General features: G+C 45.5%; 7 protein-coding genes. All 7 read right to left on the bottom strand.

Annotated elements, in window-relative coordinates; all coding sequences use genetic code 11:
- Positions 1–60 precede the first annotated feature (60 nt).
- The 7 genes from BC643_RS12290 to panC all read right to left on the bottom strand — a co-directional run bounded on the left by BC643_RS12290 (position 61) and on the right by panC (position 13702).
- Entirely contained in the window at positions 61–3201 is a 3141-nt protein-coding gene (locus BC643_RS12290) for a DEAD/DEAH box helicase (RefSeq protein WP_120273370.1), read from the bottom strand.
- A 208-nt stretch (positions 3202–3409) separates the two neighbouring features.
- The gene (locus BC643_RS12285; protein WP_211338044.1) at positions 3410–4213 is read right to left on the bottom strand and encodes a GNAT family N-acetyltransferase; all 804 of its coding nucleotides are present in this window, start codon (positions 4211–4213) and stop codon (positions 3410–3412) included.
- Positions 4214–4546: 333 nt separating this feature from the next.
- Complete coding sequence (locus tag BC643_RS12280) at positions 4547–4969, bottom strand: endonuclease domain-containing protein (protein ID WP_120273368.1); 423 nt, start codon at positions 4967–4969, stop codon at positions 4547–4549.
- Positions 4970–6101: 1132 nt separating this feature from the next.
- Entirely contained in the window at positions 6102–6998 is an 897-nt protein-coding gene (locus BC643_RS12275; RefSeq protein WP_120273367.1) for an outer membrane beta-barrel protein, read from the bottom strand.
- A gap of 33 nt (positions 6999–7031) precedes the next feature.
- On the bottom strand, positions 7032–11708 hold the full coding sequence (locus BC643_RS12270) for an MBG domain-containing protein (protein ID WP_147377215.1): 4677 nt from the start codon (positions 11706–11708) through the stop codon (positions 7032–7034).
- 726 nt (positions 11709–12434) lie between these two features.
- The gene (panD, locus tag BC643_RS12265) at positions 12435–12785 is read right to left on the bottom strand and encodes an aspartate 1-decarboxylase (RefSeq protein WP_120273365.1); all 351 of its coding nucleotides are present in this window, start codon (positions 12783–12785) and stop codon (positions 12435–12437) included.
- Positions 12786–12859: 74 nt separating this feature from the next.
- On the bottom strand, positions 12860–13702 hold the full coding sequence (panC, locus tag BC643_RS12260; RefSeq protein ID WP_120273364.1) for a pantoate--beta-alanine ligase: 843 nt from the start codon (positions 13700–13702) through the stop codon (positions 12860–12862).
- Between the last annotated feature and the right edge of the window lie 119 nt (positions 13703–13821).

Raw genomic sequence — 13821 nt, 5'->3', positions numbered from 1 at the left:
TTTAGGGCTGAAGGTATCCAATAGTCGAATGGTTGTCAACGGACAATGCGTCACATAGGACTAACCAATAGCCATTTTAGCTGAACTTTTCCAAAGATAAGCAGGCAATGGTTCTTCTAGCTTCCAAATTATATTCATTGGTTTGGCTCCTGAATGTTCCACAATTTTCCCCTCGCCAATAAACACATATCCCATTGTGTTGTCGAATTGATCTTTTTTTCGTTCTCGGACAAACAATAGAACTCGTTTTTCTAATTCTACATGCTTCACATAACTTAAACCTTTCCCTTTATCTGGGCGAGAAGCATTTTGCGACTGCCAATGGAATAGGTAATCATCGATTGCGTAGTCATTATATAGTGTTGTTGGGGAAAAGTCTTTTTCAGATTTATCTAAGTCAATAAAAAGAACGTCGGTCTTTAGTTCTTTGTTTTCTGCGTTTCCTTCTCTATTGCTTGATTTTTGTTCGAAAGTACTGTGCCTGAAAGCAACCAATATCTGGTCGCGCGTATACCGGGCGTGTACCTTTAGAGGTTGTTCAAACGGCAAATGGATGTCCAACTCCATGAAGTCGATTCTATCAATTAATATTTCTATCAATTCTATAATCTCATCAACTAAGACCTTATTTTCGCCAATCGCCTGAATACTCTTTTCCAGTGAATCAAAATTTCCTTGGTTGTGCCAGATGTCGTAATGCAACATAAGGCACATCGTTCTTTCGTTTTCATTGAGTTCGTGGAAATTGACATTGAAATGGTTTTTTGCCAGTTGAAGGATAAATTCGAAATAGGATATTGAACTGCATGAGAGCCATTTTTTTGTGATTGCTCGTGTTATTTCGGCTTCATTTATTGACGCGAAGTTTTGGATTAAACCAGCTTCTTGACAGAGTCTTTTCCAACTTGCCTTTTTGTAAACTAATTGGAGTGGGATATGATTGAAATTAGTGAAATTTTCTAGCGTAAGAGGCAGATTCGTTTGGTGCTGGAAATTCTTGATTTTTTGAATGAGTTTTTTCTGGCTTATCGAAGTCGCCTCAATGATATTGCTCAGGATAAAATCTTTTGCTTTTTTCTCAAGAACGATAGAACAACCCAAAGGAAGGTGTGGGAAGTCGTCATTGATTTCTTTTTGAATGGATGTATTCGTTTTTCCAACTAACGCCCTAAACTTTCCCTCGAAGTCATACTCGGGGCGCGAATTACCAACGAAATCCAGTACGGTCAAACATTCTTTTCCTTCAGAAAGACGTAAGCCTCTTCCAAGTTGTTGAAGGAATACCGTTAGGCTTTCGGTTGGTCTCAGGAATAGAACGGTGTCAATTTCGGGTATATCAACTCCTTCATTGAAAATATCGACAACGAACAAGTAGTTGATTTCTTTATTAAGGAGTTTTAACCTCAGTTCTTCCCTTAAGTGACTTCGAGAGCTAGTTAGGAAGTCTGCCTTTAATCCTGCGATTTTAAATTTCTCTGACATAAACTCGGCGTGTTCTTGAGAAACACAAAATCCAAGAGTGCGGACTTGCTCTGGGTCGGTCAGATACTTATTCAGGTTTTGGATTATTTCTCTACCACGACGGTCATTTTCGGTATAGAGTTTAGTCAGTTCGCCGGTGGAGTATTTCCCTGCTTGCCAACTTACTTTTGAAAGATCGACGCTGTCTGTGATTCCGAAATACTGAAATGGGCAAAGTAGTTTCCCGTTTAGTGCTTCTGGTAGCCGTATTTCCGCCGCGATTGTATTCGAGAAATCTTGGAGAATATCTTCGTTATCCATTCTTTCTGGAGTCGCTGTCAGACCGAGTAGAATTTTGGGACTAAACTTTCCTAGAATTGGTCGATAGCTAGATGCCGCAATGTGGTGTACTTCATCGATAATAATGAAGTCATAAAACGATTGAGTTAAGGTTAGTTCACCTATCCGGTTTTTCAATGTTTGGACAGATGCAAATACATACTCGTAAGATTCAGGTTCGAGACCATCGACCCATAATTCTCCGAAATTATTGTCTTTTAAAACACCTCTGTAGGTGGATATCGCCTGTTGTAAGATTTCTTTTCGATGAGCTACAAACAGCAGTCGGGCTGAAGAGTTCTTCTTTTTGAAGTTTCGATAATCAAAAGCTGAAATTACGGTTTTACCGGTTCCTGTGGCTGCTACAATCAGATTGCGAAATCGCTTGTGAATGGTTCGTTCAACCTCTAACTTTTCTAATATCTCCGTTTGAAAGTGGTGAGGGGTGATATCAAAATATGCACTTAGAATAGTTGTGTCTCGGCGTCTTTCTCTTTTTAATGCCGATCTTAACTTATCAAAATCACGCTCCTTTTCGAATAATTCGAATTCTTGATTGTGCCAATAAGTTTCAAAAGTCTTTTCGAACTTTTGAATGATATGCGGTACTTCTTGAGTGGTTATTTTCATGTTCCATTCCAATCCGCTGGTTAAAGCGGATCTCGAAAGGTTGGAGGAACCAATATAGCCAGTATCAAATTTTGTGTTTCGCTTAAATAAGTAGGCTTTAGCGTGTAGACGTTCGTTTTCTGTGTTGTAGGAAATTTTGATTTCTGTGTTATGGAGACCACTTAGAAATTCGACCGCTTTTAAGTCAGTGGCTCCCATGTAGGAAGTTGTTATTACCCTTAGTTGACCGCCTCTTTTTGTAAACTCCGTAAGTTCTTTCTCGAATATTCGAATGCCGCTCCACTTGATAAACGAAACAAGGAAGTCGATTTTATCCGACGAAAGAATTTCCTTTTTGATTTCGCTTTCAAGCGAAATTCCCGCATTGCTCCCTGTGAACAGTTCGCTTTGAGATAATCGGGTATAAGGTGTTATTTCTTTAAGATGTCTGTCAAAGTCGGTGAATGGCGCGTCAATTTTAGAAAATATAGCGTCGAGTATTCTCGCTTTGGTGTCAATTATGTCTTCTTTGAAATCCTCTTCTTTGAGCTCATCTTTCAGTAGCATGATAATCTTATTTGCTAGCTCAATTTGGAGTTCGAGTTTCTTGGAGCCAGTAAATAGGTTGAATGCTAGTTTTAATTTGTTGACGAGATATTGTGAAAGAACATCAGCGGCTTCATTTGGGTCGATAACGCTTTCTGCAATGTAATATTCGGTTCTATCAAGGTTATTTAGTTTGGTTTGGACGAGGTTGTTTATTAGTTGCTCGTAAAGGCCCAGTTCTTTCATTAAAATACGACGTTAGTTGGAGTGTTGTTATTTGATAGTTACGAACATAAAATTAGTATTATTTTCAATATATGCACGCGTTTGTTGATCGTGTACATCGGCCATAGCGTAAAGGTAGGAAAAGAAAAAGGCAAAGAGCATGGAGCAGAGGGCATGGGGCGGAGAGAAAAGGTCAAAGTGCCGTTGCTGGCGGCAAGCAAACCCCAACTCAACCCAACTCGAAAGTTGTAACGCCGAAGATTTTAGGGAGGGGGAGTTTGGGTTCGGGGCCGTAGTACATCCGCCCGCATTCGAACACGTACTCGGCATTATAGCTTTTCACCAATTGGCAAGCAGCCTGGTTAATGACCGGGATGTCGAGGAAGACCGCGTCGCCGGGGGCGGCACTTAAACAGGCCCGGTACAACGCCTCGGCAATTTCGGGGCTGTCGGCAAACAGCGGCCCGATTTTGTAGCCGTCGGTAGCTTTCCGCATGTGCGCCATTCCGGTGAGCCGTCCGTTGGTTGAGGCTTTGAAGGAAAAGCTTTCGGGCATGGTGAGCCAGTTTTTCAGAAACGTTTCCCGCTTGAAACCGAAACATTGCCGGTCGTATTTCAGGGCTGCCGGAAAGTCGTCGGCAGTCAAGAGCGTGATGCCGGGGGAGGGTGGAAAGCTTTCGCCGTTTCGCCGGTAGCGCTCGTCGCGAAAGACCAGCCGGAAACCACCTTTCGCATAAAAAGCCTGCATATCCACCACGCCCTCCATGCCGATGGAAGCTCCGGGGCGGAGTCGGCTCAGTAGCAGGTCGCGGCGCTGAAACCACAGTTGGCGACCAATGCCGGTTCCCCGGTATTCGGGTTTCACAATAAAAAATCCCATAAAGCCAAATTCACCCTCGTAGGAAACCACCGAGCCACCGGCAATCAGTTCCCCTTGGTGGAAATAGCCGTAAAAGCCATCCGGATCGGTGCGGTAAAACACCTCGGCATCGTGCGGCCCCGGGTTCCAGCCTTCCTGCCTCGCCCAGTCCACCAGGGTGAGTAGTCCGTTAAAATCCAGCTTTTCGAATTGAAGTGTTTCGGGATTGATCTCCTGCATGGCTCCTGATTAATGATTGAAATGGTAAGTTACGAATATTGACGGAGATGAAGGTTTGTTTTCTTGTTGTCAGACCAGGCTTGCTTAAGCCCCTTTAGGGGTTTGGGCTAAAAAACATTGATTTGGATCACAGAGATCGGGATGGTGGTTGCAACCCTGTGTTTTTCGTTGAGCCCCTTCCGGGCAATTCAATTTGCAATGATTCCAACACCTACGGCGATGCCGCAGGCTGTTGCTTGCAGTCCGTTGGACTGGGTTGGTGCACGCTTAACCCCTAAATCCCCTGAAGGGGACTTTGCCTTCGCTCAATTTTTGACGACAGATTAAGTTGATTTGGCTGACAACTTTTTCCAGATTGTTTGCTACTTCTTCATTGGTAAACCGAATGACCTGGATGCCCCATTGGTTTAGTTCTGCTGTCCGTCCGATGTCATATTCCTTATGTTCCGGAACCAGGTGAATACCGCCATCAATCTCGATGACCAGTTTTAGTGGATGGCAGTAGAAATCAGCAATGAAAATGTCAATTGGATGTTGCGGACGAAACCGTAGTCCAAGGACCTGTCTCCTTTTTAGTTTTTCCCAGAGGTTGAGCTCCGCAGACGTCATATTTTCCCGCAGTGTTTTAGCCTTTTCAAAGATGTGAGGCTTAGCATTATAGAACATGGAAACCTGATTGCTTATACTCATCTTGTAAATAGCTTAAGCCCCTTTAGGGGTTTGGGGTCGAACACTAAGATAAACGATTGTTTCCTAAAACTCAAGATGTTGTTACGCGTCGCACTTCCGTGTTTTCGTTCGTCCCGATTCATCGGGACTGCGTGCAGTCGGCGCTCTGATCAAAAGTTGCACAATCGTGATAATGCTTTGAATCGGCCTATTTTTATCCAGACCGAAAATCAAACTGGAAGCTTAGTGTAAACGAGAAGTTCCGACGAAGGAGGAAATCACTCGTTGAACTTAGATTTCAGGAAGATGAAGGTTGCCGATAAAAATCAGCCTTGACTTTTTTGCCTACTTTTTGTGTCAAGACAAAAAGTTAGGTGGGGTTTGGGGCAACGCCCCATATTTATCAAATCGAAAAGGATAGGCCTATCCGGCCTGAGGATAAAAAAATTGGATCGGAGTGTTGAAGAGAATATTATGTGGCTTTTGGGGCAAGGAATAATTGCAGTTCGGCGGATTTACACCCCTAAATCCCCTAAAGGGGAATTTGGCCTTTGAGCAGGCATGCAAAATCTTTCTTCCATGCACCAACGGTGCCCGAGCATCAGGGCAGGGCAGCGCCCTGTTGTTGTGACCATGGAGGATCGGCCAAAGTCCTGAAAGGGGCGTGAGCTATTATTTCAGTATGGCTTTTGCCCCTTCAGGGCAATTCAATTTGCAATGATCACAGAACCTACGGCGATGCCGCAGGCTATTGCTGGCAGTCCGTTGGACTGGATTAAGGTTTTGCGAGTCTCCGGATTTGCGTTTAGATGCAGTCCTTGTTGGTTCTCCCTTCAGGGAGTTAGAGGGTAAAACAAGGACGGTGTCAGTAGGCAAGTCACCGTCTAAAGCCGGAAAACCCCTAATTCTCCTAAAGGGGACTTTTGCCTTCGCTGAGTGTGGAGCACCGTTTGTTATGGAGGTGCCCGGGGTTTTACTGCATGAAAGTTTATACTCCTGATTTGGCTTGCTTAAGCCCCTTTAAGGGTTTAGGCTAGAATGGTAGTTAATTCTTTTGGGTGTTCGAATGCAATTTGCCTGGGAGCCAGGAGTCAAACCAATAAAAAACCCGAAGCTTGTGACTCCGGGTTTTCTGTTTATTTTGGGAATTGGTCTACCAACTGAAAGCATATCGCATTTTAATGCCGAAGCCTTGAGTGGTTACTTTGTTCACGTAGTTGCTGCTTCCTGCTTTGGGAGAGCTGTTGATCACCGACGAATAGTTGAACGTTGTCGGATTTTCGGTGTTGTAGCCGATAAGCGCTTGCTGCTCGTCGGTGCTTTTGGCCAGGTTGTTCAAGCCAAGTTCAACGTAAGCACTCACATAGAAAGCGCGCATTTCCTGCAGTTGTTGCTTGAAGCCCAACTCGAACAGCCAGGAATAACTCGGTTTCAATTTCAGTTTTTCTTTGCCACTCTGCTGTGTTCCCCAGTTGCCAAACCCCATGAACGTGGGGCTGGTTAGCTCGGCATCCCATTCCGGGAAATAGCCTGATGTTTTTAATCCGTAGGCTGTTCCCTTGTAGTTGGCCGAGATCGGAAGCCCGATTTGAATGCCTGTTGCGGCAAACAGGTTTCTCGATTTGCCGATGGTTTCCCACTGAACGCGAATGGGAATGTTGAGCATGTCGACAGACTGCCGTTCACGGTAGCTGTTGGCAGATGAGCGGAACACCATGTTGTCGCCTTCCGCATCGGTCAGGCTATAGCTGTCAGTAAATTCCTGAAGAATGATCTTTGAGCGGTACGATTGGTATTCGAGTGCGCCCGATAAGCTCAGGTGAGGGGTGAAGTAGCGGCTGTATTGCAAGCCAAAGCCCGCTCCGAAACGGTTGGTGCTCTCGCCGTTTTCCCCCAAGTCAGCTTTCAACTTGGAAAAAGGCCCTTTCAGGTAAACGGAAAATTCGCCTTGCGGCAAGCGGTATTCCTGTGCTGTTGCTGCCCCTGCGGACAACAACAGCACTGCTGCAATGATGAATTGTTTGTATTTTTTGAATTTCAAATGATTCATGTTGTGTGTTTTTTTGAGATAGTTTCAGACTGATTATTGAACAATGATTTTTGCATTAAGGCTGACGCCCGAAGCGACGGTTGTTACCACATAGGTTCCCGGGGCCAGGCTGTTCGGAAGTGTCAACGAAGTGTTGTTGCTTGCCGAAACTTGTTGCATAACGGAGGTTCCGTAGAGGTTGGTTACATGAATGGTGCGATCGCTCAACATATCGTCATCGTAGTTGGTCACAACCTGAACCGTACTTCCGGCTTGAACTGGGTTCGGGGTTACGGTTAACGCAAAAGCACTGTTTAGCTCGATGCTGAAATCACAAGTGTGGATCACTTCTCCTTCGCTGGTCGTCAGTTCTACCGAGTAGCTTGCTGTCGGATCCAGTTGGTTCGATGCATTTTGTCCGGCCGAATAGTATTGTCCGGTGCCAATCAAAACGCCGTTTTTGTACCATTTGTAGGCGACAAAGGTGTAGCCTCCGTTGTTGTCCGGGTTGTTGTTCACCAGTAGGACGTTGTTGTACTTCTGCACCACGATATCGTCAAAGTTGAAGGCCTTTTCAACAACGATGAGATAGGTCTGTTGTGTTGTTCCATCCTGAGAGGTAATCGTAATTGATTGACGATAGATTCCGGGGACAGGTGTATCGATAACGAAAGTACTGCCTTCGCTCGAGCTGGCATTCGGTTCGGTGATGTAGCTGATTGTTACGCTGATCTCCTCTTCGCCGCAATCGATCTGGTAATAGATTTCCTGTTCAGGTTGTTCGTAGGTCTCTCCGTCAATTGTCAGTTGGTGGATGCTGGCATCCGAGCTTTCAATGGTCAGGGTTTGACTTACGTTTTCTGCTGGCAGATAGTTGTTGTCGCCTGCTTGCATGGCTGTAATTTCAACTTCACCGGAAGTGAGCAAGTACACAAATCCTTCTTCTGAAACTTCCGCCGGAGTTTGATCTGCGCTGTAGGTATAGCTGTAGGTGACAGCGAGGCCTGAACTTGCAGTAGCGTTCAATTGGAAGTCGTCATCTGTCTCCAAATGCTTCACAGGAATCGCGTCAAAGCTTATTGTTTGCGCGGCTTTCTCAATAACAAAGTCGGCACTCACAAAACTCAGATCGTAGTTGCTACCTGCTGTTAGAGTTCCAATTTCGATGGCGTACGAGCCCGCATCTTCACCGGCTTCGCGTGTTAATTCACCTGTAAATGAATCACCACTTACCAAATCCGGAGAAACTGAATACGTGAAGGTTGGATCAGTTTCGCCGTACACTTTGCTTTGACTAGCATCGGCGGTTACAGTAATTGCTTTTTGGGTGATGCTGAAGTTATCAGCCACGAAAGTCAGGTCGTAGTTTGTGCCGGCAGTCAATGTCCCTTGAGCGATGGCATAGGTGTTTACATCTTCACCGGCAGCACGGGTTAGTGACCCTGAGAAACTATCGCCACTTACCAAATCTGGAGATACCGAGTAAGTGAATGTAGGGTCAGTTTCGCCGTACACTTTGCTTTGGTCAGCATCGGCAGTAACGGTGATTGGCTTTTGGGTGATGCTGAAATTATCAGCAACGAAAGTCAAATCGTAGTTTGAGCCGGCAGTCAATGTCCCTTGTGCGATGGCATAGCTATCTACATCTTCACCGGCAGCACGGGTTAATGCACCCGAGAAACTATCGCCAGTTACCAGGGCCGGAGAAACCGAGTAGGTTAAAGTAGGATCGGATTCGCCGTACACTTTACTTTGATCAGCATTCGCAGTTACCGTAATTGCTTTTTGGGTGATGCTGAAGTTATCAGCTACGAAAGTCAAATCGTAGTTTGAACCGGCAGTCAATGTTCCTTGTGCGATGGCATAGCTATCTACATCTTCACCGGCAGCACGGGTTAATGCACCTGTAAATGAATCACCACTTACTAAAGCCGGAGAAACTGAATACGTGAAAGTCGGATCAGTTTCGCCGTACACTTTGCTTTGATCAGCATCCGCAGTAACAGTGATTGGTTTTTGAGTAATCGCGAAGTTATCAGCTACGAAAGTCAAATCGTAGTTTGAGCCTGCAGTCAGTGTTCCTTGTGCGATGGCATAGCTATCTACATCTTCACCAGCAGCACGGGTAAGTGCCCCTGAGAAGCTATCGCCACTCACCAAAGCGGGCGAAACCGAATACGTGAAAGTAGGATCAGTCTCGCCGTACACTTTGCTTTGATCAGCATCGGCAGTAACGGTGATTGCTTTTTGGGTGATGCTGAAGTTATCAGCTACGAAAGTCAGATCGTAATTTGAACCAGCAGTCAATGTCCCTTGTGCGATGGCATAAGTATCTACATCTTCACCGGCAGCACGGGTTAGTGCCCCCGAGAAGCTATCGCCACTCACCAGGGCCGGAGAAACCGAGTAAGTCAAAGTAGGATCGGATTCGCCGTATACTTTGCTTTGGTCAGCATCTGCAGTAACAGTGATTGCCTTTTGAGTAATTGCGAAGTTATCAGCTACGAACGTCAAAACGTAATTTGAACCGGCAGTCAATGTGCCTTGTGCGATGGCATAAGTAGCTACATCCTCACCGGCAGCACGGGTAAGTGCCCCTGAGAAGCTATCGCCACTCACCAGGGCAGGAGATACCGAATACGTGAAAGTAGGATCAGTTTCGCCGTAGACTTTGCTTTGATCAGCATTCGCAGTTACCGTAATTGCCTTTTGGGTGATGCTGAAGTTATCAGCTACGAAAGTCAAATCGTAGTTTGAGCCTGCAGTCAGTGTTCCTTGTGCGATGGCATAGCTATCTACATCTTCACCAGCAGCACGGGTAAGTGCCCCCGAGAAACTATCGCCAGTTACCAAAGCAGGAGCAACTGAGTAAGTCAAAGTAGGATCAATCTCACCGTACACTTTGCTCTGATCAGCATCGGCGGTTACAGTAATTGCCTTTTGAGTAATCGCGAAGTTATCAGCCACGAAAGTCAGATCGTAGTTTGAGCCGGCAGTCAGTGTTCCTTGTGCGATGGCATAAGTATCTACATCCTCACCGGCAGCACGGGTTAGTCCCCCCGAGAAATTATCACCACTCACCAGGGCAGGAGATACCGAATACGTGAAAGTCGGATCGGACTCGCCGTATACTTTGCTTTGATCAGCATCGGCAGTAACGGTGATTGACTTGGTGGTAATGACAGCGCTTAGGCTGGGTTGGGTCAAGGTATAATTGGCCGCATCGTCTCCGCTTAGCGTCATGGTAGTTGTTACCACGATGCTCGAACCGACAGCTGCCTGATTAAAGGTTCCAGTGGTGCTGTTGGCTAATGTTACGGCATCGGTTCCCACGACGCCGCTTAAGCTTGCTCCGCTGATGGTGGCTGTTGTTGAGCCATCGTAAACTTTGTCGGACGCCTTGGCGCCGGTTACTGTTAATTCTTTCGTTGTAATGGCTGCGGTTAAGCTCGGTTGTGTCAAGCTGTAATTGGCGGCGTCGTCACCGGAGATTGTCATGCTTGTTCCGACAGCAATTCCGGAGCCGACTGTCGCCTGGGCAAAGGTACCCGATGTGCTGTTACCCAGTGTTACAACATCTGTGTCGACTATGCCGCTAAGGCTTGCTCCGCTGATGGTTGCTGTTGTTGAACCGTCGTAGGTTTTGTCTGCTGCAACGGCACTGGTAACCGTTAGTTCTTTCTTATTAACTACGAGCGTTTGTTTAACGGTATCGGCCGCTGCATAAGTCGCATCGCCGGCTTGTGTTGCGGTAATTTGGGTTGTTCCTGCCTTGAGTATTGTCGCTGTATTGCCGCTGATGGAAACAACAGTTGGGTCGGCGGCAGCATAAGTTACCGTTAAACCTTTATCGGTTGTGGCATTTCCCAGCGAGAAGTCGGCATCACCATACGTTTTACTGTCAATGGCATTAAACGTAATTGCTTGCGTCGCTTTAATGGTTACGTTTACCGTGATCGACGCCGTTTCTGTGCCATCACTGATCTGGATGACAAATGAGTCTGAACCACTATAATCTGTGGTCGGGGTATAGGTTAATCCTGTTGGAGTGACGGCACTGCCGGTACTGGTTGCTGAAGCCGGGAAGCCGCCGAGTGATCCATGAGATGGCGCTGTGGTTACTGTCCACGACAAGGCATCTCCTGAGTCGGTGTCGGTTACTGCGAGGCTGTCGTTAATGGCAGTTGCTGATGCATTCAGCGCAAGGGATAGATCGGTTGAGCTGCCGGCATTAAAAGAAGGAGAAGAGTTTACGACTGCATTGGAGTTGAAATTGGATATTGTTAAAACTCCTCGTCCGCAGCAATCGTCGTAGGAATAAATTCGAAATGCGAAGACGTCACCGGGAGAAACCGGAATTGTTAAGCTTCCACTGTCGTTGTAAGATGCAACATGTGTTTCAGTACTATTAACTACATAGTAGAATGCTTCGATGTCGGGATTTACGAAACTCCAATCAAATGAGATTGAACCATCGGAATAAGAGGAAGGGATTGTAATCCAATATTCATCGTAAAGATTACCACTCATATAGTCTCCATAATCAGAATCATTTCCTCCGAAAACGATCGTCGTTGGAGCTCCAGAGGTGTTGACGTATGCATCAGAATAGGAACTGACACTGTATAAGGCCCAGTTTGAAGGGGCAAAGTCGCCTGAAAATTGAGCGTGCGTTAAATTAGCTAGCAGTGTTAGTAACAGCGACAGGCATATTGATGTTAGACGTTTCATAAAATTACGATCCTCCTATCCGTTAAATTGTAAATGGTGTTATTCGTTATCAGGAGGGGTATAAATTGATCTGTAGATATGCATAGTCCCAAGGGATATCCACTTTTCGATCTGCACTTTGGTAGTCTTTGTTTCTTCATTAGATACTGAGTTTTTGTTTATCGAATATTTAAAGCGTTATTAAGTTCTCGTGTTTGAAAGCGCATTTATCTGTTTCTGTTAAAGCATAGATGGGGCATAAGAATCCCAGTCAAGCTCTTCGAAAAAGAAGGCTCTGAAATTTTAGATACATAAATTAGTGTCCTTGACTAAGGGCACGACGGTTTGTGAGATTTCCGGAATGACAAATACGCCGAAGGATAAAATCCTTTAGCTTTTGAGATAATTTCTCTGGTCAATACCTGAATTTTGGTTCAATGGTTCTTCTCTGGAAATTAATCGAGCGAAATAAGTCCTCTGATAAAATTGCGCGTTGTAAGCATACCTTTTCGTTTTATTGTCCTGTTTCCTCTTATAAACAGGCGTGCGATTCCACTCCACCACGCCTGAACTACGCGTTACCAAACGGCTTTATTCAATAATTGTTTTGTAAATCAAGTTTATTTTTGAAAAAAAATTAAATCCGGATCTTTCGGGAACGCCCGTAGAACGGGAGGTTTGAAACATTTGTCCAATAAAAAACCCGAAGCTTGCGACTTCGGGTTTTCCTATGCTTTTGGGTTGTGCTTACACAATCTTGTTGGTTTCCGTATCCGGGAACACCAATTGCGGCTTGAAGCTTTTAGCTTCTTCAAAGTCCATGGTGGCGTAGGAGATAATAATCACCACATCGCCAACAGCTACTTTGCGGGCAGCCGGTCCGTTCAGGCAAATGACTCCTGAGCCACGTTGCCCTTTAATGACGTAAGTTTCCAGACGTTCGCCATTGTTGATGTTCACAATCTGCACTTTCTCATTTTCAATGAGGTTGGCGGCATCCATCAAATCTTCGTCAATAGTAATGCTTCCTACATACTGCAGGTTGGCTTCCGTAACGGTTACTTTGTGAATTTTCGATTTACAAACTTCAATATACATCTCATTCTCCTTTAAGGTCGTTGACCTGGTCTTGTTTTCTAGTTCCGGGGATTGGCCGGTTTGGGTTTTTTCTGTTATGCTAAAACCAAGTTATCAATCAGGCGAACTTCACCACAAAAAACAGCCACGCAAGCTACTTTGTTTACCGGATCAGTCCATTGTTGAACAGGTTTCAGCTCCACATCGTCCACGATTTCAAAATATTCCGTTTCCAAAAACGGGTTGGCGTTAAGCTGTTCTACCACCTGGCTTTTTAACTCTTCTACGCTTATGCTTTGGGCATTGTTCCTCGCTTCGCAGAGTGTTTTATAAATAACCGCTGCATTCTCGCGTTGCGCTGCAGTCAGGCGTTCGTTGCGTGAACTCATGGCCAAACCGCTGGCTTCGCGAATAATGGGACAAGCAATTATTTCGACCGGCAAAGTTAGTTGTTTTACCATTGCTTTCACAATCACAAGCTGTTGAAAGTCTTTTTGGCCGAAAAAAGCCTTGTCGGGCTCCACCATTTCAAACAGTTTGCTAACCACCTGGGCTACTCCGTTAAAGTGTCCGGGACGGAATTTTCCTTCCATCACACGTTCGAGCTCTCCAAAGTTGAATTGACGGGTATCCGGCTCGGGATACATGGTCGAAACCTCGGGTGCAAAAATGGCCTGGCAAGGGGTTGGCTCCAGCAGGGCCACATCAGCTTCCAATGTCCGCGGATATTTTTCTAAATCAGTCTTGTCGTTAAACTGGGTGGGGTTTACGAAAATGCTCACTACCACGAAGTCGGACTGCTTTCCGGCTTCCTCGACTAACGAGCGGTGGCCGGCATGAAGCGCTCCCATCGTTGGGACAAATCCAACTGTTTTGCCCGCAGCTTTTTGGGCGTGAATCAGCGCCTTCAAATCCCTTATTTCCTTAATAACCAACATGGGTAAAAAATTAGGTGGCAAAATAAATAAATTAATCGGTACGATGTTCCATTTGCGGGTGGCTTTGGGCTAAAATACTGGCCAAACCGGCCTTCGAATTGAAATTTCGCTATATTTTT

Source organism: Mangrovibacterium diazotrophicum (genome assembly GCF_003610535.1).
Classification (GTDB): Bacteria; Bacteroidota; Bacteroidia; order Bacteroidales; family Prolixibacteraceae; genus Mangrovibacterium; species Mangrovibacterium diazotrophicum.
The sequence above is the reverse complement of the archived record's forward strand: the minus strand, read 5'-3'. Positions and strand labels throughout refer to the sequence as shown.

Excerpts from the sequence above, each read along its gene's own strand:
- BC643_RS12290 (WP_120273370.1), bottom strand. The coding sequence starts at position 3,201 with ATGAAAGAACTGGGCCTTTACGAGCAACTAATAAACAACCTCGTCCAA.
- BC643_RS12280 (WP_120273368.1), bottom strand. The coding sequence starts at position 4,969 with ATGAGTATAAGCAATCAGGTTTCCATGTTCTATAATGCTAAGCCTCAC.
- BC643_RS12275 (WP_120273367.1), bottom strand. The coding sequence starts at position 6,998 with ATGAATCATTTGAAATTCAAAAAATACAAACAATTCATCATTGCAGCA.
- BC643_RS12270 (WP_147377215.1), bottom strand. The coding sequence starts at position 11,708 with ATGAAACGTCTAACATCAATATGCCTGTCGCTGTTACTAACACTGCTA.
- panD (WP_120273365.1), bottom strand. The coding sequence starts at position 12,785 with ATGTATATTGAAGTTTGTAAATCGAAAATTCACAAAGTAACCGTTACG.
- panC (WP_120273364.1), bottom strand. The coding sequence starts at position 13,702 with ATGTTGGTTATTAAGGAAATAAGGGATTTGAAGGCGCTGATTCACGCC.